This window comes from Geopseudomonas aromaticivorans (assembly GCF_019097855.1).
GTDB classification, from domain to species: Bacteria; Pseudomonadota; Gammaproteobacteria; order Pseudomonadales; family Pseudomonadaceae; genus Geopseudomonas; species Geopseudomonas aromaticivorans.
Genome location: NZ_JAHRGL010000040.1, coordinates 1 through 22886, shown reverse-complemented (window position 1 = coordinate 22886; position 22886 = coordinate 1). Strand labels below are relative to the sequence as shown.

The 22886-nt window shown below is 68.3% G+C and carries 26 protein-coding genes; 9 read left to right on the top strand and 17 right to left on the bottom strand.

The annotated features are described in order from the left end of the window. Nucleotides 1-57: 57 nt before the first annotated feature. From KRX52_RS13355 to KRX52_RS13340, 4 genes are all read right to left on the bottom strand, one after another. On the bottom strand, nucleotides 58-1044 hold the full coding sequence (locus tag KRX52_RS13355; protein WP_217682215.1) for an alpha-ketoacid dehydrogenase subunit beta: 987 nt from the start codon (nucleotides 1042-1044) through the stop codon (nucleotides 58-60). Continuing rightward, entirely contained in the window at nucleotides 1037-2134 is a 1098-nt protein-coding gene (gene pdhA / locus KRX52_RS13350; protein WP_217682214.1) for a pyruvate dehydrogenase (acetyl-transferring) E1 component subunit alpha, read from the bottom strand. The genes KRX52_RS13355 and pdhA overlap by 8 nt, the downstream gene beginning before the upstream one ends. Nucleotides 2135-2204: 70 nt before the next feature. Further along, nucleotides 2205-3227, bottom strand: a complete 1023-nt coding sequence (locus KRX52_RS13345; RefSeq protein WP_217682213.1) for a Glu/Leu/Phe/Val dehydrogenase family protein — start codon at nucleotides 3225-3227, stop codon at nucleotides 2205-2207. A 203-nt stretch (nucleotides 3228-3430) separates the two neighbouring features. Continuing rightward, the gene (locus tag KRX52_RS13340; protein ID WP_217682212.1) at nucleotides 3431-3892 is read right to left on the bottom strand and encodes a flavodoxin domain-containing protein; all 462 of its coding nucleotides are present in this window, start codon (nucleotides 3890-3892) and stop codon (nucleotides 3431-3433) included. A 121-nt stretch (nucleotides 3893-4013) separates the two neighbouring features. Here KRX52_RS13340 and KRX52_RS13335 point away from each other — a divergent pair, with 121 nt between their 5' ends. Next, on the top strand, nucleotides 4014-4469 hold the full coding sequence (locus tag KRX52_RS13335) for a PAS domain-containing protein (RefSeq protein WP_217682211.1): 456 nt from the start codon (nucleotides 4014-4016) through the stop codon (nucleotides 4467-4469). A gap of 368 nt (nucleotides 4470-4837) precedes the next feature. Here KRX52_RS13335 and KRX52_RS13330 read toward each other — a convergent pair whose 3' ends face one another. After that, entirely contained in the window at nucleotides 4838-5791 is a 954-nt protein-coding gene (locus tag KRX52_RS13330) for a MerR family transcriptional regulator (RefSeq protein ID WP_217682210.1), read from the bottom strand. A 96-nt stretch (nucleotides 5792-5887) separates the two neighbouring features. Between KRX52_RS13330 and KRX52_RS13325 the strand changes: the two genes are divergently transcribed. The 7 genes from KRX52_RS13325 to cysZ all read left to right on the top strand — a co-directional run bounded on the left by KRX52_RS13325 (nucleotide 5888) and on the right by cysZ (nucleotide 9979). Beyond that, nucleotides 5888-6328 carry a thiol-disulfide oxidoreductase DCC family protein gene (locus KRX52_RS13325; protein ID WP_217682209.1) on the top strand — a complete coding sequence of 147 codons (441 nt, stop codon included), beginning with the start codon at nucleotides 5888-5890 and terminating at the stop codon, nucleotides 6326-6328. Between the two features lie 291 nt (nucleotides 6329-6619). Continuing rightward, nucleotides 6620-7330 (top strand): dihydromonapterin reductase, encoded by a 711-nt coding sequence (folM, locus tag KRX52_RS13320; RefSeq protein ID WP_217682208.1) that lies wholly within the window; start codon nucleotides 6620-6622, stop codon nucleotides 7328-7330. A 45-nt stretch (nucleotides 7331-7375) separates the two neighbouring features. Further along, on the top strand, nucleotides 7376-7945 hold the full coding sequence (gene folE / locus KRX52_RS13315; protein ID WP_217682207.1) for a GTP cyclohydrolase I FolE: 570 nt from the start codon (nucleotides 7376-7378) through the stop codon (nucleotides 7943-7945). Further along, nucleotides 7946-8317: a dihydroneopterin triphosphate 2'-epimerase gene (gene folX, locus KRX52_RS13310; RefSeq protein WP_217682206.1), complete on the top strand. Its 372-nt coding sequence runs from the start codon at nucleotides 7946-7948 to the stop codon at nucleotides 8315-8317. A 94-nt stretch (nucleotides 8318-8411) separates the two neighbouring features. Continuing rightward, a complete protein-coding gene (locus KRX52_RS13305) occupies nucleotides 8412-8723 on the top strand; it encodes a DUF1244 domain-containing protein (RefSeq protein WP_217682205.1) in 312 nt (103 codons plus the stop codon). After that, the gene (locus KRX52_RS13300; protein WP_217682204.1) at nucleotides 8720-9061 is read left to right on the top strand and encodes a HopJ type III effector protein; all 342 of its coding nucleotides are present in this window, start codon (nucleotides 8720-8722) and stop codon (nucleotides 9059-9061) included. The genes KRX52_RS13305 and KRX52_RS13300 overlap by 4 nt, the downstream gene beginning before the upstream one ends. A gap of 171 nt (nucleotides 9062-9232) precedes the next feature. After that, nucleotides 9233-9979 carry a sulfate transporter CysZ gene (cysZ, locus tag KRX52_RS13295; RefSeq protein WP_217682203.1) on the top strand — a complete coding sequence of 249 codons (747 nt, stop codon included), beginning with the start codon at nucleotides 9233-9235 and terminating at the stop codon, nucleotides 9977-9979. A 22-nt stretch (nucleotides 9980-10001) separates the two neighbouring features. Here cysZ and KRX52_RS13290 read toward each other — a convergent pair whose 3' ends face one another. Beyond that, nucleotides 10002-10493 carry a glutathione peroxidase gene (locus KRX52_RS13290; protein ID WP_217682202.1) on the bottom strand — a complete coding sequence of 164 codons (492 nt, stop codon included), beginning with the start codon at nucleotides 10491-10493 and terminating at the stop codon, nucleotides 10002-10004. A 119-nt stretch (nucleotides 10494-10612) separates the two neighbouring features. Then, on the bottom strand, nucleotides 10613-11098 hold the full coding sequence (locus tag KRX52_RS13285) for an FKBP-type peptidyl-prolyl cis-trans isomerase (protein ID WP_217682201.1): 486 nt from the start codon (nucleotides 11096-11098) through the stop codon (nucleotides 10613-10615). Nucleotides 11099-11326: 228 nt separating this feature from the next. Between KRX52_RS13285 and yihG the strand changes: the two genes are divergently transcribed. Further along, complete coding sequence (gene yihG, locus KRX52_RS13280) at nucleotides 11327-12229, top strand: 1-acylglycerol-3-phosphate O-acyltransferase, YihG family (RefSeq protein WP_217682200.1); 903 nt, start codon at nucleotides 11327-11329, stop codon at nucleotides 12227-12229. Here yihG and KRX52_RS13275 read toward each other — a convergent pair. The 10 genes from KRX52_RS13275 to KRX52_RS13230 all read right to left on the bottom strand — a co-directional run. Continuing rightward, nucleotides 12219-13274 carry an extracellular solute-binding protein gene (locus KRX52_RS13275; protein WP_217682199.1) on the bottom strand — a complete coding sequence of 352 codons (1056 nt, stop codon included), beginning with the start codon at nucleotides 13272-13274 and terminating at the stop codon, nucleotides 12219-12221. The two genes, yihG and KRX52_RS13275, sit on opposite strands and share 11 nt — an antisense overlap. A 129-nt stretch (nucleotides 13275-13403) precedes the next feature. Further along, nucleotides 13404-15125, bottom strand: a complete 1722-nt coding sequence (locus tag KRX52_RS13270; protein ID WP_217682198.1) for a PAS domain-containing hybrid sensor histidine kinase/response regulator — start codon at nucleotides 15123-15125, stop codon at nucleotides 13404-13406. Next, entirely contained in the window at nucleotides 15109-16269 is a 1161-nt protein-coding gene (ercA, locus tag KRX52_RS13265) for an alcohol dehydrogenase-like regulatory protein ErcA (protein WP_217682197.1), read from the bottom strand. Before ercA ends, KRX52_RS13270 begins: the two co-directional genes overlap by 17 nt. Before the next feature lie 114 nt (nucleotides 16270-16383). Further along, nucleotides 16384-18573: a S9 family peptidase gene (locus tag KRX52_RS20820; RefSeq protein WP_254797588.1), complete on the bottom strand. Its 2190-nt coding sequence runs from the start codon at nucleotides 18571-18573 to the stop codon at nucleotides 16384-16386. 36 nt (nucleotides 18574-18609) lie between these two features. Then, the gene (gene pqqE, locus KRX52_RS13255; protein WP_217682196.1) at nucleotides 18610-19764 is read right to left on the bottom strand and encodes a pyrroloquinoline quinone biosynthesis protein PqqE; all 1155 of its coding nucleotides are present in this window, start codon (nucleotides 19762-19764) and stop codon (nucleotides 18610-18612) included. After that, a complete protein-coding gene (pqqD, locus tag KRX52_RS13250) occupies nucleotides 19736-20014 on the bottom strand; it encodes a pyrroloquinoline quinone biosynthesis peptide chaperone PqqD (RefSeq protein ID WP_217682195.1) in 279 nt (92 codons plus the stop codon). Before pqqD ends, pqqE begins: the two co-directional genes overlap by 29 nt. Nucleotides 20015-20135: 121 nt before the next feature. Next, nucleotides 20136-20888 carry a pyrroloquinoline-quinone synthase PqqC gene (pqqC, locus tag KRX52_RS13245; RefSeq protein WP_217682194.1) on the bottom strand — a complete coding sequence of 251 codons (753 nt, stop codon included), beginning with the start codon at nucleotides 20886-20888 and terminating at the stop codon, nucleotides 20136-20138. A 128-nt stretch (nucleotides 20889-21016) separates the two neighbouring features. Next, entirely contained in the window at nucleotides 21017-21928 is a 912-nt protein-coding gene (gene pqqB, locus KRX52_RS13240) for a pyrroloquinoline quinone biosynthesis protein PqqB (RefSeq protein ID WP_217682193.1), read from the bottom strand. Between the two features lie 47 nt (nucleotides 21929-21975). After that, nucleotides 21976-22047 (bottom strand): pyrroloquinoline quinone precursor peptide PqqA, encoded by a 72-nt coding sequence (gene pqqA / locus KRX52_RS13235; RefSeq protein WP_003253598.1) that lies wholly within the window; start codon nucleotides 22045-22047, stop codon nucleotides 21976-21978. A gap of 276 nt (nucleotides 22048-22323) precedes the next feature. After that, nucleotides 22324-22886 (bottom strand): aldehyde dehydrogenase family protein (locus tag KRX52_RS13230; RefSeq protein WP_217682192.1); only part of this gene is annotated, 563 nt, incomplete at its 5' end.

The window sequence follows — 22886 nt, the reverse complement described above, 5'->3', positions numbered from 1 at the left end:
CGACTCTCCGTAGGGTGCGCCGTGCGCACCGATCACGTTATTCCACGGTGCGCGCGCTCAGGCGTACTCCAGCACCGCATCGCAGGCGGCGAGGATGTCGCCGACGTCCGGCAGGTAGTACGGCTCCAGGCGGTACAGCGGCGGCGGGATGTCCGGCGCGGCGACCCGCTGGATCGGCGCCTGCAGGTCGAGCAGCGCGCGCTCGTACAGGCTGGCGGCGATCTCCGCGCCCACCCCGCCGCTCTTCGGCGCCTCCTGGACGATCACGCAGCGCCCGGTCTTGCGTACCGAGGCTTCCAGGGTGTCGAGGTCCAGCGGCTTGATGCTCGCCACGTCGATCACCTCGGCGCTGACCCCGCGCTCGGCCAGCGCGCTGGCGGCCTGCAGCGTCTCGTGCACGCTGGCCCCCCAGCTGACCAGGGTCAGGTCGCTGCCCTCGCGCAGGGTGAAGCAGCTGTCCAGCGGCAGGCGGCGGCCGTCGTCGACCAAGGGCTGCGGGTTCATCCGGTACAGCCGGGTCGGCTCGAGAAAGATCACCGGATCGGGATCGTCGATGGCCGCCAGCAGCAGGCCGTAGGCCCGTGCCGGCGACGAGGGGATGACCACGCGCAGGCCGGGGATGTGGGCGAACAGCGCCTCGGTCGCCTCGCTGTGGTGCTCGGGCGCGCGGATGCCGGCGCCCATCGGCGAGCGCAGCACCAGCGGGCAGCTCAGCCGGCCGCGGGTGCGGTTGCGCAGGCGGCCGGCGTGCGACACCAGCTGCTCCATGGCGGCGTAGATGAAGCCGAGGAACTGGATCTCCATCACCGGCTTGAGGCCTTGGCTGGCCATGCCGATGGACAGGCCGGCGATCATGTTCTCCGCCAGCGGCGTGTCGATCACCCGCTTGAAGCCGAAGGCATCGCGCAGGCCGAGGGTGGCGCGGAACACGCCGCCGTTGACGCCGATGTCCTCGCCGAGCACCACCACGTTGGCGTCCTCGGCCATCGCCCGATGCAGGGCCAGGTTGACCGCCTCGAGCAGGGTGTATTTTTTCTCACTCATGATCCGCTCCTTGCGTGCGGCGGACGACGCGTTCGGCGAACTGCTCGCGCTGCTCGGCCAGCGCCGCCGGCCAGTCGGCATAGACGTGGCGGAATACCTCCTGCAGGTCCTGGGGCGGGGTCGCCTCGTAGGCGTCGATGGCCTGCTGCAGCTCGGCCTGGGTCTCGGCCACCAGCGCCTGCTCGCGCGACTCGTCCCACCAGCCGCGCGCCACCAGGAAGTTCTGCAGGCGCTTGATCGGCTCCTCGTGCCAGGCCTGGTTGACCTCCTCGGCGCTGCGGTAGCGGGTGGCGTCGTCGGCGGTGGTGTGGTCGCAGAGGCGGTAGGTGATGCACTCCAGCAGGGTCGGCCCCTTGCCCTGGCGGGCGTGGTCGATGGCCTGGCGCAGGCGCTCGGCCACCGCGATCACATCGTTGCCGTCCACCTGCTCGCCGGCGAAGCCGGCGCCGATGGCCTTCTGCGCCAGGGTCGGCGCGCCGCACTGGATGCGCCGCGGCACCGAAATCGCCCACTGGTTGTTGTTGACCACGAACACCACCGGCAGCTGCCAGGCGCCGGCGACATTCAGGGCCTCGAGGAAGTCGCCCTTGCTGGTGGCGCCGTCGCCGCAGGTGGTCAGCGCCACCCGTGGCTCGCCGCGGATCTTGAACGCACTGGCCACGCCACAGGCATGCAGCGCTTGGGTGGCGATCGGCACACACAGCGGGAAGTCGCCGCTCGCCACCGCGCCGGCATAGGCGCTGCCGCGTTCGTCGCCGCCCCAGTACAGCAGCATCTCGCGCATGCTCACCCCGCGCAGCAGCTGGGCGGCGCTGTCGCGGTAGTAGGGCAGGAACACGTCGTCGCCACGCAGCAGGCTGCCGATGGCGGTGCCGATGGCTTCCTGCCCCAAGCTGGAGGCATAGGTGCCGATGCGCCCGGTACGCTGCAGGGCGATCACCTTCTGATCGAGCAGGCGGGTGCGCAACATGGCGCGATACAGCCCGACCACCCGTGCGCCGTCCTCCACCCAGTCGGGCAGCGGCCCCAGTGGCTGGCCGTCGGCATCGAGGTAGCGGGTGTACGGTAGATCGATTCGCGAAGGGGACATGGCTTCCTCCCAGGCACCGCGCGAGTGCGTTGGAACCTGCCGCCGGTGGCGGCAGGTGTGGAGCAGCACATCAGGAACCGTAGATCAGTCGCTCGGCCAGGCTGTCGGCGACCCGCGCCGGCGAACGCCGCTCGACCAGAGCCTCGTCGTAGATCTCGGTCAGCCGGCTGTCGATGTGCGCCAGGTGGGCGGTGATTTCCTCATGGCTGCACCCTTGGTGCTGCAGGGCGACGAAGATCAGTCCGCCGGAATTGATCACGTAGTCCGGCGCGTAGAGGATGCCGCGCGCCGCCAGCTCGTCGCCCATTTCCGGGCTGTCCAGCTGGTTGTTGGCGGCACCGGCCACCGCCGCACAGCGCAGCTTGCCGATGGTCTGCGGGTTGATCACCCCACCCAGGCCGCAGGGGGCGAGGATGTCGCAGGGCATGGTGAGCAGCGCGTCGGCCACCACCGGCTGGGCGCCGAAGTGCTCGACCGCCTGCTCCAGGCGGCCCTCGTCGATATCGCTGACGATCAGCCGGGCACCGGCCTCGGCCAGGTGCCCGGCCAGGGCGAAGCCGACATGGCCGAGGCCCTGCACGGCGATGCACAGCCCGTCGAGCTTGTCGCTGCCCAGGCGCGCCTTGGCGGTGGCGCGGATGCCGGCGAGCACGCCGAGCGCCGTGTGCGGTGACGGATCGCCGCCCGCCGTGGTGCTGGTGACATGCGCGGTGTGCCGGGCGATGCAGTCCATGTCGACACCCGAGGTACCGCTGTCCACCGCGGTGATGTAGCGCCCGCCGAGCTTGTCGACGAAGCGGCCGAAGGCCTCGAACAGCGCCTCGCGGCTGCTCGGTTGCGGCGGACGGATGATCACCGCCTTGCCGCCGCCCAGCGCCAGGCCGGCCAGCGCGGCCTTGTAGCTCATGCCGCGGGCCAGGCGTGCGGCATCGCGCACGGCACTGTCGACATCGGGATAGGCCAGATAGCGGCAACCGCCGAGCGCCGGGCCGAGGTGGGTATTGTGGATGGCGACGATCGCCTGCAGCCCGGTTTGCGGGTCGCTGGCCAGATGCAGCTCTTCGACGCGCACGGCTTCCATGGTGGCGAACATGAGACGAACTCCTGACTGGTCGGTGGACTAGGCGTCGTCGACAGGGCGTCTCCCACAGCTGATCCCGATCTGGTCATCCCCCGACCGCCCGGCACAGCTTTCTGCACGCAACCCTGCGCGCGGCCCCATGGCCCGCGCGACGCTTCTTTTCCCTGAGTATAGGCAGTGCCGGAGAGCCTGCCCGACCAGTCGGAGAGATCGGCTCAGCGCAGCTTGAGCAGCTGCGCCGCCAGGCGCGCCAGCCACGGCTCGGCGTCCTCGGCCGGGGTCACCGTCTCGCTGGCATCCAGTTGCAGTTGCGACTGCACATCGCGCATGCCCAGCTTCAGCAACAGCGCATGGGCCTGCAGGGCGGCGGCACAGAAGTTTTCGCCGTAGCACGAGTCGCCCAGGCCGATCACCGCTACCGGCCGGCCACGCCAGTCGGGCTGCCAGGCTTCGATCTCGTCGAGCAGCGCCTGCAGGTCGTCCGGCACCTCGCCCATGCCGGTGGTCGAGGTCACCACCAGCAGCGCCTGCGGGTCCAGCGCCAGCAGCGCATCGAGGCCGATATCCGGCAGATGGCACGCGGCCAGGCCGGCAGCCGTCAGCTGCTGTTCGGCATGGCGGGCCACCTCTTCGGCGGCACCGAAGGCAGAACCTGAGAGAATGGCGACTTCGAGCATGAAGGCTCCTGAGGGCAGCAAGGGAAAGCCGCCATTATGCGCCAATGCGCAGCTGCTGCGCCGCCATGGCAAGCGCACGGGGATGGATTAGAATGCCGCCATCACCTACAGGACAGTCCCGATGATCAACGCCAAGCTGCTGCAACTGGTAATCGACGCCTCCAACGACGGCATCGTGGTGGCCGAACAGGAAGGCGACGACAACATCCTCATCTACGCCAACCGGGCCTTCGAGCGCCTGACCGGCTACAGCGTCGACGACATCCTCTATCAGGACTGCCGCTTCCTGCAGGCCGGCGACCGCGCCCAGCCCGGCCTGGACGCCATCCGCCAGGCGGTGCGCGAGCACCGTCCGTGCCGCCAGGTGATTCGCAACTATCGCAAGGATGGTTCGCCGTTCTGGAACGAGCTGTCGATCACCCCGGTGCTCAACGAGGCCGACCAGCTGACCTACTACATCGGCATCCAGAAGGACGTCACCGGGCAGGTCGAGGCGGAGCAGCGCGTGCGCGAGCTGGAAGCCGAACTGGCCGCGGCGAAGGCCGAGCTGGCCGCCCTGCGCGCCGGCCAGGCCTGAACCCCGCGAGCGACGTCGGTCCGCGCTCTGCCGCCGGCGTGCTGGCGCAGAGGCGCGGATCGCGACCATCCCTTTCGCGATCCGCAAAATAAAAAACTCCGGCAGCCAAAAAATCCGAGATCGGCGGCTGCCGGAGTGCGCAGGCAGAGCGCGGCATACAGGCTCTCAAGGGGTGGACTGTACGGCGCGCATTTCTGTATAGCTTTTGTATAGGAAATTGCCGCACACAGCAAGCATTCCTGTACAGCGCGCACAGTATTTTTTCGCCAAGCGCACGCAGCACCGCCCGAGGCACACCCGGGCGACGGTTGTCGTGGATGGAATCATGGGGAAGCGACCCGGGCAGCCGGGTCGGCAGAATGCGCCCGTCAGGTATCCAGATGACCGGCAAGGAACTGGCGCAGACGCCGCGGCATCAGCCGCCCCTCGCTGCCCAGACAGGCGATCGGCGTGCCCTGCAGGGACTCCTCGGCCAACTCGGCCACCTCGCCGGCCAGCGCCAGCGGACAGTCCAGCGCCAGCACCAGGCGCCCGAGCTGGCGCGGCAGCTCGGCTTCCGGCGGACGATTGGAGAACAGCACCAGCGCCTGCGGCTGGATCTTCTCGCACACCAGCGGCAGCTCGTCGAACGGCTGGCCAATGCCGAGTAGGCTCACCGCCAGGTCGCTGCCGGCCAGCAGCAGACCGGTCACCAGCAGCTCCAGCTCGTGGCCATGGCCGGGCAGCGCGGCCAGCAGCACGCGCTCCTCGCTTTGCCCGCGGCTCAGCTGCAGGCGCTGCAGGGCGCGCCCGCGCAGGAAGGTGTCGAGAAACAGCCACTCGCTGGTCTGGCCGAAACCGTCCTGACGCAGCAGCAGCTCCTGCCACACCGGCAGCAGCACGTCCTGGAACACCACCGCCAGCGGATAGCTGGAGAACACCTGACCGTAGAGACGCTCCAGGCCCGTCTCGTCGAAGGCCGCCACGGCGCGGCGCAGCTGCGCCTGCCACTCGCCCCACTCGCCGGCGGCCACATCGTCGTAGGTCGGCGTGCTGGGCGCCTTGGCCGTGCTGCTGCGGGCGAGGATCTTGCCGACCTTGCTGACCGCCACGCCGCGCTCGATCCAGGCCAGGATGCTGCGCACCGCATCGATGTCGGCCAGCGAATACAGGCGGTGGCCGCTGTCGGTGCGGGTCGGCTGGATCAGCCCGTAGCGCCGCTCCCAGGCCCGCAGGGTGACCGGGTTGACGCCGGTCAGGCGCGACACCTCGCGGATCGGATACAGCTCTTCCTCGCGAGGTACGGCGGGGACGCTGACGGAGGCGACGGAGAATTCGGGCATGGCATGGGCACCGCACGGCGGATGTGAGTGGCAATTGTAACTCAGGCCATTGCCGGCTTAAATTGTACAGCACATGTACAAAGAGGGACGCTCGCCATGCGCCATCCCACTGCCTGGCCACTGACGCTCTACTATGCCGGCGACTGCCCGCTGTGCGCCCGCGAGATTCGCGTCCTGCGCCGGCGCGCCTCGCCACAGCGCCTGCAGCTGGTGGATATCGACGCCGCCGACTTCGATCCCGCGCCGCTGGGCTTCAGTCGCAGCCAGCTGCAGCAGCGCCTGCATGCACGTTTCGCCGATGGCCAATGGATCAGCGGCCTCGACGCCACCTTCTGGAGCTGGTGCGCCGCCGGCCTCGGTCGCTGGGCCGCGCCCTTGCGCTGGCCGCTGCTGCGTCCGCTGCTGGAGCTCGGCTATCGACTGTTCTGCCGCCTGCGCCCCTACCTGCACTGGCTGCCTCATCCGGACGGCGCGGCGCGCTGTCGCGCAGGGACCTGCGAACTGCCGGAGCGCACCAGCAGCGGCGGCAGGGATTGAGGCCCGCAAGCGCTGCCACGGCAGAAAATCTGCCAAAAACATGTACAAAACAAAAACAACAGTACAATAAAATACCAAATCAAAAAGCCTGCACAGCCGCGAAAAACGGCGTCTTATCCACCTTCCTCGGTAACAAACCCGACAAAAACCGACTACCCACACGGCCCGCAGGGTTGTACAAGATCGAAGACTGATATAACTTTGCCTCTGGTTCAGTCGGTGCTCCGTCCCGCACTTGTCAGGTACCCGGCGGCTGTGCCGCTGAACCTTCCCAGAATCCAAGAGGCCGCCATGAGCCAGTCACCCGCCCCCATCCTGATCACCGGCGCCAGCCAGCGTGTCGGGTTGCATTGCGCGCGGCGCCTGCTCGACGAGGGCCAGCCACTGATCGTCAGCTACCGCACGGAGCGTCCGGCGCTCGACGACCTGCGCCAGCGCGGCGCGCTGACCCTGGCGGCCGACTTTTCCAGCGAGGCCGGCGTCCTCGCCTTCATCGACCAGCTCAAGCAGCACACCGAGCGCCTGCGCGCCATCGTGCACAATGCCTCCGACTGGCTGCGCGAGGAACCCGGACATGAGGCCGAAGCCTTCACCCGGATGGTCAACGTGCATATGCTGGCGCCCTACCTGATCAACCTGCGTTGCCGCGAACTGCTCGAGCACTGCGAGTTGGCCGATATCGTGCATATCACCGACGACGTGGCCCGTCGCGGCAGCGCCAACCGCGTGGCCTACTGCGCCAGCAAGGCCGGACTGGAAAACCTGACCCTGTCGTTCGCGGCGCAGTTCGCCCCGCGGATCAAGGTCAACGCCATCGCCCCGGCGCTGGTGATGTTTCACGAGCACGACGACGCCGCGTACCGCGAGAAAACCCTGGCCAAGTCGGCCCTCGGCATCGAGCCGGGAGCGGAGGTCATCTACCAGAGCCTGCGCTATCTTCTGGACAACCCCTACGTCACCGGCACCAGCCTGTGCGTCAACGGCGGCCGCCACCTGAAGTGAGCCCGCTACAGTGAGCCCCCAACCGGCCGCCACGAGGAATCGAACATGAGCGATCAGCTGTCGCAAATCAGCCAGCATTACCACGAAATTCTCAAAGGCCTCGGCGAGAATCCCGAGCGCGAAGGCCTGCTGGACACCCCCAAGCGGGCCGCCAAGGCCATGCAGTACCTGTGCCGCGGCTATGAGCAGTCGCTGGACGAGATCGTCAACGGCGCGCTGTTCGCCTCCGACAACGACGAGATGGTGATCGTCCGCGACATCGAGCTGTACTCGCTGTGCGAACACCACCTGCTGCCGTTCATCGGCAAGGCCCACGTCGCCTACATCCCCACCGGCAAGGTGCTCGGCCTGTCCAAGGTGGCGCGCATCGTCGATATGTTCGCCCGTCGCCTGCAGATCCAGGAAAACCTCACCCGGCAGATCGCCGAGGCGGTCCAGCAGGTGACCAACGCGGCCGGCGTGGCGGTGGTAATCGAGGCGCAGCACATGTGCATGATGATGCGCGGGGTGGAGAAGCAGAACTCGGTGATGACCTCCTCGGTGATGCTCGGCGCCTTCCGCCAGTCGACCAACACCCGCCAGGAGTTCCTGCAACTGATCGGACGGAGCAAGTAAATGCCTCGACTGGAGCCCGGCATGGCGCGCATCCGCGTCAAGGACCTGCGCCTGCGCACCTACATCGGCATCAAGGAGGAGGAAATCCTCAACAAGCAGGATGTGCTGATCAACCTGACCATCCTCTACCCGGCGCAGGACGCGGTGCAGGGCAACGACATCGACCAGGCGCTGAACTACCGCACCATCACCAAGGCGGTGATTCGCCATGTCGAGGAAAACCGCTTCGCCCTGCTCGAGCGGCTGACCCAGGAAATCCTCGACCTGGTGATGGCCAACCCGGACGTACGCTACGCCGAGGTAGAGGTCGACAAGCTGCACGCCCTGCGCTTTGCCGAGTCGGTGTCGATCACCCTCGCCGGACACCGCTGACACGCCAGTCAGTCTCGCGGCCGCACCGGCATTGTCCGGCGCGGTCGCGGCTTCTATCATCGGCCTCTTTCCACCGACCACCGCGAGAGCAGCCATGAGCGAACAACCCGCCATCACCGACCAGCAGCGCCTCGAACTGGAAGCCGCCGCCTTTCGCCGCCTTCTGCAGCACCTCGGTGAGCGCAGCGACGTGCAGAACATCGAGCTGATGAACCTCGCCGGTTTCTGCCGCAACTGCCTGGGCAAGTGGTACAAGGCCGCCGCCGACGAGCGCGGCATCGAAATGTCCGCCGACCAGGCGCGCGACACCATCTACGGCATGCCCTACGCCGAGTGGAAAGCCCAGCATCAAAAAGAGGCCACGCCCGAACAGCTGGCCGCCTTCGACCAAGCGAGCAAGAAATGACCGCACTGACCGACTTCCGCGCCGCCCTGCGCCGCGACGCGCATCCCTTCGCCGACACCCTGGCATTCATCGCCGCCCACTACGACTACCAACCGCAGGCCTTCGTCAACGGCGGAGTGGAAAGCGCCGCCGGCCAGAACGAGGGCTCCTGCAAGCTGCTCGGTCTGGCCCTGCTCGAAGGCCTCAGCGCCGAGGAAACCCTGCTGGGCTTCGGCGAGCACTACCGCAGCGTGCTGGCGACTCCCGAAGGCAGCGACCACGCCAACATCCGCGCCCTGCAGGCCAGCGGCCTGGCCGGCGTGCGCTTTGCCGAACTGCCGCTGACGCGCAAGAGCTGAGATCCCCCCCGTAGGGTGGGTTAGCCGCAGAGCGGCGTAACCCACCAGCCGGCCGCAAGGCCGGTGCTTGAGATGCCTGGCGGCATCGTTGGTAGGTTACGGCCTGCGGCCTAACCCACCCTACGGCACGCCCCGTGTTAAGTTGGCCCCGTGTTCCCCACGGAGTTCCCCATGCCCACCCAAGCCCTCTCAGGCCCCGGCTACCTCGCTGCCGGCCTGCGCCTGATCCTGCGTCCGGGCCTGCGACTGTTCGTCCTGCTGCCGCTGACCATCAACCTGCTGCTGTTCATCGGCCTGAGCGTGCTGGCGTTCCAGCAGTTCGGCTACTGGGTCGATGCCCTGATGCCGGGCCTACCCGGCTGGCTGAGCTTTCTCGAATACCTGCTGTGGCCGCTGTTCGTGGTGCTGGTGCTGCTGATCCTGTTCTTCGGCTTCACCCTGCTGGCCAACCTGATCGCCGCACCGTTCAACGGCTTCCTCGCCGAGAAGGTCGAGGCGGTGGTGCGCGGCCGCGACGACGCGCCGCCGTTCAGTGGGGGCGAACTGCTGGCGATGATCCCGCGCACCCTCGGCCGCGAACTGCGCAAACTCGGCTACTTCCTGCCGCGGGCGCTGGGGCTGCTGGTGCTGTCGCTGATTCCGGGGCTGAACCTGATCGCCGCGCCGCTGTGGCTGCTGTTCGGCGTATGGATGATGGCGGTGCAGTACATCGACTACCCGGCAGACAACCACAAGATGGGCTGGGACGAGATGCTCGCCTGGCTGCGCGCCAAGCGCTGGCAGAGCCTGGGCTTCGGCGCCGTCACCTATGCCGCACTACTGGTGCCGGGACTGAACATTCTGTTGATGCCGGCCGCAGTGGCCGGAGCGACGGTGTTCTGGGTACGCGAGGACGGCGCCACGCGACTGGGGCGCTGAGCTAACGACGGGGGGCGGCGGCTCAGGCCAGCGCCGCCAGGGCCTTCTCGATCGCCTGGATCAGTTGCGGATCTTCCGGGGTGACCCGCGGCGAGAAACGCTCGAGCACCCGGCCATCCGGGCCGACCAGGAACTTCTCGAAGTTCCAGGTGATGTCGCCGGGGAACTCCGCCCCCTCGCCCGCCAGCAGCCGGTACAACGGATGGCGGTCATGGCCATTGACCTCAATCTTGGCGCTCAGCGGGAAGCTGACCCCGTAGTTGAGGCTGCAGAACGCGCGGATCTCCGCCTCGCTGCCCGGCTCCTGCCCGGCGAACTGGTTGCACGGCAGACCGAGCACGCTGAAGCCGCGCTCGCGGTACTGCTGATGGAGATGCTCCAACCCGGCGTATTGCGGCGTCAGGCCGCATTTCGACGCGACATTGACCACCAGTACCACCTTGCCCTTGAACGGCGCCAGGGGCAGGTCCTGGCCGTCCAGGGCCTTCAGATTCAGGTCGTGGAAAATGCTCATCACAGGGCTCCATGCAAATCCGGAACAACGATCCAAAAAAAAGGTGCTATCACGGATCGCAATAGCACCTTTCCTAGCGTTCAGCTTAGCAGCAGATGGACATCCGCTCGCCGGGCTTATTAGTGGTGATGACCACCTTCGCCATGCACGTGGCCGTGGGCGATTTCCTCGGCAGAGGCGTCGCGCACGTTGACCACCTTGACCTTGAAGTTCAGGCTCTGGCCGGCCAGCGGGTGGTTGCCGTCGACGGTGACGTCCTCGCCTTCGATGTCGCGGATGGTGACGATCTGCATGCCGCCGTCCGGAGCGGAGGCGTGGAACTGCATGCCGACTTCCAGCTCGTCGACGCCTTCGAACATGGCGCGGTTGAGCACGGCCACCAGCTCGACGCTGTAGTCGCCGTAGGCTTCCTGCGGCTCGATGGTGACGTCCAGCTCGTCGCCGGCCTGCTTGCCTTCGAGGGCCTTTTCCAGACCGACGATGATGTTGCCGGCGCCATGCAGGTATACCAGCGGTGCACCGCCGGCGGAGCTGTCGATGACCTCACCGCCTTCGTTGGTCAGGGTGTAGTCGATGGATACCGCCTTGTTGGCCGCGATCTGCATGGTTTGAAACCTTTGGATATTTTGAATATGGAGAGGTGCGAACGCTGATTCTACGTTGCCGCCGGATTGAAAGCGACCCGCAGCGGGACAGGCGGACGCGGCCGCGCACGCAGCGCAACGATTGTCCGTCAACAGCGGCCAAATCCAGCGATCTTACGCCTCGAACACGGCTACAGTATCATCCGGCCGCCGCACCAGCCCCGCCGGCCCACCGCCCGAGAACCCGCCATGCTCAGACACCTGCCCGCCCCGCTGCGCGGTGCCATCACCAGCCTGCTGCTGGGACTCAACACCCTGCTGTGGTGCTGGCCGTTGTTCGCCCTGGCGCTGCTCAAGCTGCTGCCGTTCGCCGCCACCCGGACGCTGAGCCGGCGTCTGATGGGCCAGGTCGCCGCCCGCTGGGCCGACGGCAACCGGGCGTGGATGCAGTGGGTGCAGGATACCCGGTGGCAGGTCGAGGGACTCGAGCAGCTGCAGGTGCGCGGCTCCTGCCTGGTGATCAGCAACCACCAGAGCTGGGTCGACATCTTCGTCCTGCAGTACCACCTCAACCGCCGCCTGCCGCTGCTGCGCTTCTTCCTGAAGAAGGAGCTGATCTGGATCCCGGTGTTCGGCCTGTGCTGCTGGGCGCTGGACTTTCCGTTCATGCAGCGCCACTCCAAGGCCTACCTGGCGCGCCACCCGGAGCGCCGCGACGCCGACCTGCAGACCGCGCGCAAGGCCTGCGCGCGCCTGCGCGGCATTCCGGTGGCGCTGTTCAACTTCCTCGAAGGCACGCGCTTCACCGCGGCCAAGCAGGCAGCGCAGCAGTCGCCCTACCGTCACCTGCTCAAGCCACGCGCCGGCGGCATCGCCCTGGCCATCGACGCCATGGGCGAGCAACTGCAAGCGCTGGTCGACGTGACCATCCACTACCCCGACGGCCGCCCGCGCTTTCGCGACCTGCTCTGCGGGCGGCTGCAGCGGGTGACGGTATGCTTCAGCCAGCGACCGATCCCTGCCGAGTTCCTCGGCCGCAGCTACGACCAGGACGAGGCCTACCGCCTGCAGTTCCAGCAGTGGGTCAACAGCCTGTGGGAGGACAAGGACGCCCTGCTCGAGCGCCTGCAACGCCACCCACTCAGCGCTTGACCTGCAGCCAGGCCGCGTCCACCGCCGTCTTCTGCCGCGGGCTCAGCGACTCCAGATAGTAGAAGCTGCGCCGCTGGCCGCTGGCGACCACCAGATCCTTCCGCTCGCTGGCCAGTCGGCCCATCGCCGGCGCATCGCCGCGGATGACCGGGTAGAACAGCGTCTCGCGGGCATTGCGGGTGTTCACTTCGGCACCGGCCAGGTAGTCGATGAAGCGATGCGCCGCCGCGACGTTCTGCGCGTTGCTGGGAATCGCCATGGTGTCGATGAACATCAGCGCCCCCTCGCGCGGCATGACGTAACTCAGCTGCGCCCCGGCGTCGGCCCCCTTCAGCGCGTGCCCGCTCCAGGCGATGGCCGCGCACAGCTGGCCGCTGGCCAACTGCTCGATATACGCGCGATTGCCGAAGGTGGCGACCTTGCCGCGCAGCGCGGCCAGCTCCTCGCCGGCCTGCTGGACCTGGCGCGGGCCGCTGCGGGCCAGCGTGCGCCCCTTGTAGTTGAGCAGCAGCGAGAGGATTTCCTGGCGCGCATCCAGCATGCCGATGCCGCACTTGGCCAGGCGCTCGTTGTTGCGGGCGTCGAACAGCAGGCTCCAGCTCTCCTCGGGCACCGCACCCAGCGCTTCGGTCACCTTGGCCACGTTCAGCGCCAGGCCGACGGTGCCCCACTGGTAGGGCACGGCATGCCGGGTCTGCGCCGAGGAGCCGTCGAGCATGGTGTCCAGGTCAGGGTCGATCTGCTTCAGATTGGGCAGCCTGGCCGGATCCAGTAGCTGCAGGCGCTGCGCGGCGACCAGCGCCGGCAGCTGGAAGTGCACGGGGAAGACCACGTCGTAACGGCGGCCGAATGCCTCATCGCTCAGCACGTCCTCCGCCGCGCCGTAGGCCTCGTACTCCACGCGGATTCCCGTCTGCTGCTGGAACTCCTCGATCAGGCCGGGCGCCAGCCGTCCCTCCCCGCCATACACCCGCAGCACTTCCCCGGCGTGCGCCAGCGCGCCCCCCGCAGTCAGCCCCAGCACCAGCAGCGTCCGCTTCAACATGACCCGTTACTCCTTGTTCTTATTGGATAGGCAAGCCGCGCCCATGGCAGCGGCTTTGCGCGCAGGATTTAAACGGGCTATACGACCTTTGTCGCGATTCTTTGCGAAAAAGGCGACCTGAATCACACTTCAGGAAAGGAACTGACTGAGCACGGCGCGCAGCTTGCCCGGCTTGACCGGTTTGTTGAGCAGCGGAATGCCCTGCTCGTGCAGCTGGCGGCGACACTGCTCGCTGCGCTCGGCAGTGATCATCACCGCCGGCAGCGGCAGCGCCGACTCACCGCGCAGGTTCTGCACCAGATCGCAGCCGTTGGCGCCCTGATCGAGGTGGTAGTCCACCAACAGCAGCTCGGCCGGCCAGCCGACCAGCTGCGCGCGCGCCTCCGCCAGGCCGGCGGCCACGCGCACCTCGCAGCCCCACTGGGCCAGCAGCGCCTGCATGCTCTGCTGGATGTCCGGCTCGTTGTCGACCACCAGCACCCGCCGCCCGGGCAGCGGATTGCCCAGCGTCTCGCGCGGGCGCGCGACCGGCTCCGGCGCCACGTACTCGGCCAGCGGCACCTCGATGCTGAACACCGAGCCGCGCCCCGGCTGCGAGCGCACCTGGATGCGGTAGTCGAGCATGCGCGCGATACGCTCGACGATCGCCAGGCCCAGGCCGACGCCCTTGCGCTCGGCGGCGCGGTCGGCGTCCAGCTGGTTGAACTCGAGGAAGATCTCCTCCAGCTTGTCGGCCGCGATGCCGCGGCCGGTATCCCACACCTCGATCAGCAGGTGCGCGCCGCGGCGGCGGCAGCCGAGCAGCACGCGACCCTGGCCGGTGTAGCGGCAGGCGTTGCTGAGAAAGTTGCGCAGGATGCGGGTGAGCAGGCGGAAGTCGGTACGCACGGCGAGGCGCGGGATGCGCACGCGCAAGCCCAGGCCGACCGCCTCGGCCACCGGCTGGAATTCCGAGGCCAGCGGCGCCAGCAGCTCGTCGAGGCGATACACCGCGAGGTCCGGACGGATCGCCCGGCTGTCCAGGCGGGCGATGTCCAGAAGGTCGGCGAGCAGGTCCTCGGCGCCTTCCAGGGCCTGGTGGGTGCGCTCCACCAGGTTGGCCTCGCTGGCCTCCAGCGGGCGCTCGCGCAGGGTGGAGATCAGCAGGCGCGCAGCGTTGAGCGGCTGCAGCAGGTCGTGGCTGGCCGCGGCCAGGTACTTGTCCTTGCTCTGGTTGGCCGCCTCGGCGGCGTCGCGCGCCTCGCGCAGCTCGCACTGGATGCGCTCGCGCTGGCGGATCTCCTGCTGCAGGTGGCGGTTGGCCTCGAGCAGCTCGGCGGTGCGCGCGGCGACGCGCTGCTCCAGCTCGACGTTGAGCTGCTGCTGGCGCAGCTGGGCCTGCTTGCGCTCGGTGATGTCGGCGACGAAGCCCTCGACCAGGCCCTCCTCGTCGGGCTTGAGCAGCAGGTTCATCAGCACGTCGATGCAGCTGCCGTCGCGGCGGCGCAGGCGCGTCTCGTAGCCGAACAGGCCGTGGCCCTCGCGCAGCACCGCATTGATCCGCGCCAGCTCCGCGGCGCCGCCGACGAACAGCTGCTCGGCCAGATCGGTCTGCGACCACAGCACCTGCTGCGGATCCTCGTAGCCGAGCATGTGCGCCAGCGCCGGGTTGGCGGCGAGGATGCCGTGGTTCATGCGGCCCTGGAAGATGCCATGCACCGCGTGCTCGAACAGCCACTTGTAGCGGTTGCGCTCGCGCTCCAGCTCGTCGAGGCGCGCCGACAGCTCGGGGTAGTAGCTCTTGCGCGCCGAGTGGCTGCCGAGGCCCAGCAGGTCGGCGACGTCCGGGCGGCCGTCAGAGAGCTTCGCCATACACCACCTCGACGTCGCGCTGGGTCGAGTGCCTGGGGTTGGTCAGGATGCACGGGTCCTGCATGGCGTGCTGCGACAGGAACGGGATGTCCGAGCTGCCGACGCCGTGCAGCTTGAGGGTTTCCTCGAAGCCCACCGCGCGCTTGAAGGCGATCAGGTGGTCGACCAGCCGGCCGCGCACCTGCGGCGGGGTCAGCCCGCGGCAGTCGATGCCGAAGGTCTCGGCGACGATGCGAAAGCGCTCCGGCGCAGCGTCGAAGTTGAACGCCACCACATGCTCGACCAGCGCCGCGTTGCACAGCCCGTGCGGCAGGTCGAGGTAGCCGCCGAGGCTGTGGCTCATGGCGTGCACCGCGCCGAGAATCGCGTTGGAGAACGCCAGCCCGGCCTGCATGCTGCCGAGCATGATCTTCTCGCGCAGGGCGATGTCCTGCGGATTGGCGATCATCTGCACCAGGTTGCCGTTGATCAGGCGCATCGCCTCCAGCGCGTGGGGGTCGGTGAGCGGCCCGCTGCCGGTGGAGACGAACGCCTCGATGGCGTGCACCAGGGCGTCGATGCCGGTGCAGGCGGAGAGGAACGGGTCCATGCTCACCGTGGTTTCCGGGTCGATCAGCGACACGTCCGGCACCACCGCCTTGCTGACGATGGAGAACTTCATCCGCTCGGTCTGGTTGGAGATGATCACGAACTGCGACACGTCGGCCGAGGTGCCGGCGGTGGTGGGGATCAGGATCAGCGGCGGGCTGGGCACGCGAATGGTGTCGACGCCCTCGAACTCGAGGATGCTGCGCCCGTGGGCGGCGACGATGCCAATGGCCTTGGCGCAGTCCATCGGGCTGCCGCCGCCGACCGCGACGATCACGTCGCAGGCGCTGGCGCGGTACAGCTCGGCGCCGTGCATCACCTCCTCGACCCGCGGGTTGGGCGAAACGGCGGTGTACAGCACGTGGGCGATGCCCTGGCGATCGAGGCTGGCCAGCACGTCGCCGACCCAGCCGGCCGCCTGCACGCCGGGATCGGAGACCACCAGCACCCGGCGCGCGCCGAAGGTCGCCGCGTAGTTGCCGACCGAGTGGCGGGAGCCGGCGCCGAAGATGATTTCCGGGCTGACGAACTTGCGAAGCGGGCTGATGGCAGACATGCGGGAACCTGACGAGCATCTTTGTTGTTATGAAATATTACTAGGCGACAGCCTACTGCATTAGTCGGTCTTTGCAATCCACCCAAGGTGCACAGCCGCCCTGCGGTAGCGGCGCTAGTCAAGCAACCGTCGGTAGAACTGCCACTCGCGCTCGAGGGCATCGGCCAGGTTGGCGGCCTGGCGAAAGCCGTGGCGCTCCTCGGCATAGTGGCGGTACGCCACCGCCACCCCGCGCGCGCGCAGGGCGGCGACCATCGCCTCGGTCTGCTGCGGCACCACCACCGCATCCAGGCCACCCTGGAAGAAGATCAGCGGCGCGGCGATGCGCCCGGCGTGCAGCAGCGGCGTGCGCGCCGCATAGCGTTCGCCATCACGCTCGGGGTCGCCGATCAGCCAGTCCAGGTAGTCGCCCTCGAACTTGTGGGTGGCGCGGCGCAGGGCCAGCGGATCGCTGACCCCGTACAGGCTGGCGCCGCCGCGGAAGACGTCGTGGAAAGCCAGCGCGCACAGCGCGGTGTAGCCGCCGGCGCTGGCGCCGCGGATGAAGGCGCGCGCCGGGTCGATCAGGCCCTGCGCGCCGAGATGACCGACCAGGGCGACGGCATCTTCCACCTCGATGCGCCCCCACTCGCCGGCCAAACGCAGGCGGAAGGCTCGGCCGAAACCGCTGGAGCCGCGGTAGTTGAGATCGGCCACGGCAAAGCCGCGCTGGGTCCAGAACTGGATGCGCGGATCGAACACCGGGTAGCAGGCCGAGGTCGGCCCGCCGTGCAGGAACAGCACCAGCGGCGGCTTCTCGCCGGCCGGCACCCCACAGGCGGCGTTGCGCGGCGGATAGAAGAAGGCGTGGGCGCGCTCGCCCGCGCCGCTGGCGAAACCGAGCGGCGCGGGACAGGACAGCTCGGCGGCGGCCAGCGGCTGCTCGCCGCCGGCGAGGATGCGCACCGCGCCCGAATCGCGGGCGATGGCCAGCACGGCGGGCAGGCGGTCGGGGGCACCGGCGATGCAGTAGAAAAACGCGGCGTCCGCGGCCAGCTGGCGAAAGCGCGAGAACGCGGGCGCCAGGCGCCGCTCGCGCCCGCCACCGTCGCGCTCGACCAGCAGCCCCCAGCCGTCCTGCAGGCGGCTGAGCAGCAGGCCGTCGCCCGCCAGCGGCAGGTAGCTGACGGTGCCCAGCTGCCAGGGGGCCGGGGCGTGGTCGGCGCTGGCCATGGGCCATGGCTCGCTCCAGCCCTCGCTGTCGGTGGAGACGCCGGTGCGCACGGCGCACCCTACCGACATACATGTCCCAGCGGCCGGCTCACCGTAGGGTGCGCCATGCGCACCAGCATCCCCGACGCCCTGCCCGGTGCGCACAGCGCACCCTACCGGCATGCACACCCCAGCGGCCGGCCCACCGTAGGGTGCGCCCTGCGCTCCGCCTTCGGGCTGCCAGCATCCATCGCGCTCGCCCCACGGCTGCCACCAGCCGCCACGGTCGCTCAGGCAGACCAGCCGCTCATCGGCAGTGAACGTCGGTTGCTGCAATGACTCATTGCCCGCCGCGCCGGCCAGCACTTCACGCGGACCGAGCGAGCCATCGGCGTACACCGCGGCGCGGCACAGCCGGGTGGCGGTCCACGGCAGTTCGGGGCGCGCCCATTCGATCCACGCCAGCTGGCGGCCGTCGCCGCTCAGGCGCGGCGCGCTGTAGAAGTCGGCGCCCTCGGCCAGCACCCGGCGGCTGCCGTCGGCCAGGTCCAGGCTGACCAGCCGGTGCACCACCGCCTCGGCCTCGCGGCTTTCCTCCACCGCCAGCACAGCCTGCCAGGCCGGCGCGAAGTGCAGGTCGCCGTAGCGGCAGTCGGGGCGCGCAGTCAGGGCATGCAGCGGTCCGGCCCCGCCATCGGCGTCTACCGCCAGCCGGTAGACCTGCTGATCCGCCTCGTCGACCAGCGCCACGCCGGCGCCCGCCACGCAGAAGGCACCGCCGCCGTATTCGTAGACCCGGCTGCGCACCGACAGCCCCGGCGGCGTCAGGCGCCGGGTAATGCCCTCACGCCACAACCACAGGCTGCAGCCCGCCTCCGCCGGGTCGAAGGCCAGCCACAGCAGGCCGCCGAGACCGGCGCGCAGCTCGGCGAAGTCGCGGCTGGCGACCGCGGCATGGCTGGCCGACCAGCGACTCGGCCAGTCGCCACAGGGCAGCGACTGGAGCGCAGGACGTAGGGTGGATAACGGCGCAGCCTTATCCACCGCAGCAGCCTCTTCGGTGAAAAACGCTGACGCGGTTTTCCACAGGGTGGCTATCCACGGGGTGGCCATCCACCCGACATCGTGCCCCGCACATGCAATCTCTCCTCAGCTCTTGCAGATGATCTGCGAGGCCTTCGCACTGCGGTAGATCAACTCGTCGAGCTGCAACGGCGCCTGCTCGGCCTCGCGACGGGCGTCGAGGATCAGGCCGTGGTGCGCCGACTTGCTGCACACCGGGTCGGCGTTGTCGGCATTGCCGGTGAGCATGAACGCCTGGCAGCGGCAGCCGCCGAAGTCGCGGTCCTTCTCGTCGCAGGAGCGGCACGGCTCGGGCATCCAGTCGTCGCCGCGGTAGCGGTTGAAGCCGAAGGACTCGAACCAGATGTGCTTGAGGCTGTGCTCGCGCACGTTGGGGAACTGCACCGGCAGCTGGCGCGCGCTGTGGCACGGCAGCGCGGTGCCGTCCGGGGTGATGTCGAGGAACAGGTTGCCCCAGCCGTTCATGCACGCCTTGGGCCGCTCCTCGTAGTAGTCCGGGGTGACGAAGATCAGCTTGCACGGATGTTTCTGCGCGGAGAGCTTGTCGCGCCACTCGTTGGTGATGCGCTCGGCGCGCTCCAGCTGCGCCTTGGTCGGCAACAGCCCGGCGCGGTTCAGCTCGGCCCAGCCGTAGAACTGGCAGGTGGCCAGCTCGACGAAGTCGGCCTCCAGCTCCAGGCACAGCTCGATGATCCGCTCGATGTTGTCGATGTTGTGCCGGTGGGTGACGAAGTTGAGCACCATCGGATAGCCGTGCTTCTTCACCGCGCGGGCCATTTCCAGCTTGTGGGCGAAGGCCTTCTTTGATCCGGCCAGCAGGTTGTTCACCTCCTCGTCGGCGGCCTGGAAGCTGATCTGGATGTGGTCGAGGCCGGCCTCGCGGAAGCTGGCGATCTTCGCCTCGGTCAGGCCGATGCCGGAGGTGATCAGGTTGGTGTAGTAGCCCAGCTCGCGGGCGGCAGCGATCAGCTCGACCAGGTCCTGGCGCACCAGCGGCTCGCCACCGGAAAAGCCGAGCTGGGCGGCGCCCAGCTCGCGGGCCTGACGGAACACCTCGATCCACTGCGCAGTGCTCAGCTCCTCGCCCTGCTTGGCGAAGTCCAGCGGGTTGGAGCAGTACGGGCACTGCAGCGGGCAGCGGTAGGTCAGCTCGGCCAGCAGCCACAGTGGCGGGCCGGGCGTGTGGCCCGGCTTAGCGAAGCTCGATCCAGAAACGTTCATGGGCCACCTCCAGGAAAACCAGAATGTCTTCGTCGATGCCCGGCACCTCGGGGAAACGCGCGCTGAGGTCATCGATGATGGCAGCGACGCTGCGCGTGCCGTCGACCTCGGCGAGGATCGCTCCGGCGCTGTCGTTGAGCTGGATCATCCCCTCGGGATAGAGCAGCACGTGGCAGCTCTGGGCCGGTTCCCACTGGAAGCGGAAGCCACGGCGCAGCACCGGGATCTTGTGCATGAGTTCGTCGTTCATCGGGCCTCCGCAGGGTGCGCCATGCGCACCGGCAAGCATGAGACGGCAAGGGTGCGCATGGCGCACCCTGCGCGGAGTGCGTCAGCCGTAGGGTGCGCCGTGCGCACCAAGGGGGTACGGTTCACAGCGCGATCCCCCGGTGCCAGACCCGCTCGGCCGTCACCGTGTGGTACGGCGGGCGCTGCAGTTCGTAGGCCATGCTCATGGCGTCGAGCATGCTCCACAGCACGTCGAGCTTGAACTGCAGGATCTCCAACATGCGCTGCTGGGCTTCCCAGGTGGTGTAGTGCGCCAGGGTGATGCGCAGGCCGTGCTCGACGTCGCGGCGCGCTTCCTTGAGGCGCTTGCGGAAGTAGTCGTAGCCGCCGGCGTCGATCCACGGATAGTGCGCCGGCCAGGCGTCCAGGCGCGACTGGTGGATGTGCGGGGCGAACAGCTCGGTCAGCGAGCTGCTGGCCGCTTCCTGCCAGCAGGCGCGGCGGGCGAAGTTGACGTAGGCGTCCACCGCGAAGCGCACGCCGGGCAGCACCAGCTCCTGGGAGAGCAGCTGCGCGCGGGTCAGGCCGACGGCCTCGCCGAGGCGCAGCCAGGCCTCGATGCCGCCCTCCTCGCCCGGTGCGCCGTCGTGGTCGACGATACGCTGGATCCACTCGCGACGGGTGTCGCGGTCCGGGCAGTTGGCCATGATCGCCGCGTCCTTCACCGGGATGCACACCTGGTAGTAGAAGCGGTTGGCCACCCAGCCCTGGATCTGCTCGCGGCTGGCGCGGCCCTCGTACATGGCGACGTGGAACGGGTGGTGGATGTGGTAGTAGGCGCCCTTGGCGCGCAGCGCCTGCTCGAATTCGGCGGGGCTCATGGCAGTCTGGGTCATCGCGACTCCTCGGCGGCCGCGACCGGCGCGGCTCTTTGTTGTTCTGGTGGTGCGGTGCGCATGGCGCACCCTACTGGGCGGCGCGGCTGGCGTAGGGTGCGCCGTGCGCACCATCAGCCGACAATCCGTTACAGCTCGATGTGCATGCCGTCCCAGGCGACCTCGATGCCGCGCGCGGTCAGTTCGGCGCGCTCGGCCGAGTCCTCGTCGAGGATCGGGTTGGTGTTGTTGATGTGGATGAGCACCTTGCGCTGGCGCGGCAGGCGCTCGAGCACCTCGAGCATGCCGCCGGCGCCGCTCTGCGGCAGGTGGCCCATGGCGCTGCCGAGCTTGTCGCCGACGCCGGCGTGGATCATCTCGTCGTCGCGCCACAGGGTGCCGTCGACCAGCAGGCAGTCGGCGCGGTCCATCCACTCCAGCAGTTCGCCGTCGACCTGGCCGAGGCCGGGGGCGTAGAACAGCCGTCCGCCGGTGCGGCTGTCCTCGACCAGCAGGCCGAGGTTGTCGCCCGGGTGCGGGTCGTTGCGGTGCGGCGAGTAGGGCGGCGCCGCGCTGCGCAGCGGGATCGGCGTGAAGCGCAGCGCCGGGCAGGCGGCAACGCTGAAACTCTGCTCCAGGCCGATGGGATTCCAGCGCAGGCCGCCGTTCCAGTGCTCCAGCATGTTGAACAGCGGGAAGCCGCTGGTCAGGTCCTGGTGGACCATCTCGGTGCACCACACCTCGTGCGGGCAGCCTTCGCGCAGGGTGAGCAGGCCGGTGGTGTGGTCGATCTGGCTGTCCAGCAGGATCAGCGCGCGGATCGCCGTGTCGCGCAGCGCGCGGGCCGGCTGCAGGGCCGGGAAGGCCTCGATCTGCGCACGGATGTCCGGCGAGGCGTTGCAGATGATCCAGTTCACCCCGTCATCGGACAGGGCGATGGAAGATTGGGTACGCGCCGTGGCACTCAGGGTGCCTTCGCGCAGGCCGCGGCAGTTGCGGCAGTTGCAGTTCCACTGGGGAAAACCACCGCCGGCGGCGGAACCGAGAATACGGATATGCATGGGCAGACCCCGGGTGGGAAGCCCCGGCAGGGCCGGGGCTATGTTGATCAACGGTTGGCGAAGTACATGGTCACTTCAAAGCCAATGCGCAGATCGGTGAAGGCGGGCTTGGTCCACATGGCGCAGTCCTCATTGTTGTCGAAAGCCGGTGAATTCCGGCAACACAGTTATGCTCCCGCAGGCGCCCGGACCAAATGGTACTTTGGAAGGAGTTTTCGCTGACCTTGGTAGGCCCGCCCGGTCGCGCAAATCCGGGACGAAAAAAAACGCGGCCGGAGCCGCGTTCGACAAGGACCCGCCGTGGGCCATGGGTAACCACCGGCAGGCCGCGCACCAAGGGAAGGCGCGTCGACAAGCAGGGGCGCGCCAGCAGGGCGGCGCGCCCGAGAGGGTACTCAGAAGAAACCGAGCGGATTGACGTCGTAGCTGATCAGCAGGTTCTTGGTCTGCTGGTAGTGGTCGAGCATCATCTTGTGGGTCTCGCGGCCGACGCCGGACTTCTTGTAGCCACCGAACGCGGCGTGCGCCGGGTACAGGTGGTAGCAGTTGGTCCACACGCGACCGGCCTTGATGCCGCGGCCCATGCGGTAGGCGCGGTTGATGTCGCGGGTCCACACACCGGCGCCCAGGCCGAACTCGGTGTCGTTGGCGATCGCCAGGGCTTCGGCTTCGTCCTTGAAGGTGGTCACGCTGACCACCGGGCCGAAGATCTCTTCCTGGAACACGCGCATCTTGTTGTGACCCTTGAGCAGGGTCGGCTGGATGTAGTAGCCGGTGGACAGGCTGCCTTCGAGCTTCTCGGCGGCGCCGCCGGTGAGGATCTCGGCGCCTTCGGCGCGGGCCACGTCGAAGTAGGAGAGGATCTTCTCGAACTGCTGGTCGGAGGCCTGGGCACCCACCATGGTCTCGGTGTCCAGCGGGTTGCCGCGCTTGATCTGCTTGATCTTCTTCATCACCG

Coding starts and splice junctions, on each gene's coding strand:
- KRX52_RS13290 (WP_217682202.1), bottom strand. CDS start 10,493: ATGAGCATTTTCCACGACCTGAATCTGAAGGCCCTGGACGGCCAGGAC.
- pqqE (WP_217682196.1), bottom strand. CDS start 19,764: ATGAACGTTTCTGGATCGAGCTTCGCTAAGCCGGGCCACACGCCCGGC.
- KRX52_RS13325 (WP_217682209.1), top strand. CDS start 5,888: ATGCGCCATCCCACTGCCTGGCCACTGACGCTCTACTATGCCGGCGAC.
- KRX52_RS13340 (WP_217682212.1), bottom strand. CDS start 3,892: ATGCTCGAAGTCGCCATTCTCTCAGGTTCTGCCTTCGGTGCCGCCGAA.
- folE (WP_217682207.1), top strand. CDS start 7,376: ATGAGCGATCAGCTGTCGCAAATCAGCCAGCATTACCACGAAATTCTC.
- yihG (WP_217682200.1), top strand. CDS start 11,327: ATGCTCAGACACCTGCCCGCCCCGCTGCGCGGTGCCATCACCAGCCTG.
- pqqC (WP_217682194.1), bottom strand. CDS start 20,888: ATGACCCAGACTGCCATGAGCCCCGCCGAATTCGAGCAGGCGCTGCGC.
- folX (WP_217682206.1), top strand. CDS start 7,946: ATGCCTCGACTGGAGCCCGGCATGGCGCGCATCCGCGTCAAGGACCTG.
- KRX52_RS13270 (WP_217682198.1), bottom strand. CDS start 15,125: ATGGCGAAGCTCTCTGACGGCCGCCCGGACGTCGCCGACCTGCTGGGC.
- KRX52_RS13300 (WP_217682204.1), top strand. CDS start 8,720: ATGACCGCACTGACCGACTTCCGCGCCGCCCTGCGCCGCGACGCGCAT.
- pqqB (WP_217682193.1), bottom strand. CDS start 21,928: ATGCATATCCGTATTCTCGGTTCCGCCGCCGGCGGTGGTTTTCCCCAG.
- KRX52_RS13355 (WP_217682215.1), bottom strand. CDS start 1,044: ATGAGTGAGAAAAAATACACCCTGCTCGAGGCGGTCAACCTGGCCCTG.
- pdhA (WP_217682214.1), bottom strand. CDS start 2,134: ATGTCCCCTTCGCGAATCGATCTACCGTACACCCGCTACCTCGATGCC.
- KRX52_RS20820 (WP_254797588.1), bottom strand. CDS start 18,573: ATGGCCACCCCGTGGATAGCCACCCTGTGGAAAACCGCGTCAGCGTTT.
- ercA (WP_217682197.1), bottom strand. CDS start 16,269: ATGTCTGCCATCAGCCCGCTTCGCAAGTTCGTCAGCCCGGAAATCATC.
- KRX52_RS13345 (WP_217682213.1), bottom strand. CDS start 3,227: ATGTTCGCCACCATGGAAGCCGTGCGCGTCGAAGAGCTGCATCTGGCC.
- KRX52_RS13330 (WP_217682210.1), bottom strand. CDS start 5,791: ATGCCCGAATTCTCCGTCGCCTCCGTCAGCGTCCCCGCCGTACCTCGC.
- KRX52_RS13305 (WP_217682205.1), top strand. CDS start 8,412: ATGAGCGAACAACCCGCCATCACCGACCAGCAGCGCCTCGAACTGGAA.
- KRX52_RS13335 (WP_217682211.1), top strand. CDS start 4,014: ATGATCAACGCCAAGCTGCTGCAACTGGTAATCGACGCCTCCAACGAC.
- cysZ (WP_217682203.1), top strand. CDS start 9,233: ATGCCCACCCAAGCCCTCTCAGGCCCCGGCTACCTCGCTGCCGGCCTG.
- KRX52_RS13285 (WP_217682201.1), bottom strand. CDS start 11,098: ATGCAGATCGCGGCCAACAAGGCGGTATCCATCGACTACACCCTGACC.
- pqqD (WP_217682195.1), bottom strand. CDS start 20,014: ATGAACGACGAACTCATGCACAAGATCCCGGTGCTGCGCCGTGGCTTC.
- folM (WP_217682208.1), top strand. CDS start 6,620: ATGAGCCAGTCACCCGCCCCCATCCTGATCACCGGCGCCAGCCAGCGT.
- KRX52_RS13275 (WP_217682199.1), bottom strand. CDS start 13,274: ATGTTGAAGCGGACGCTGCTGGTGCTGGGGCTGACTGCGGGGGGCGCG.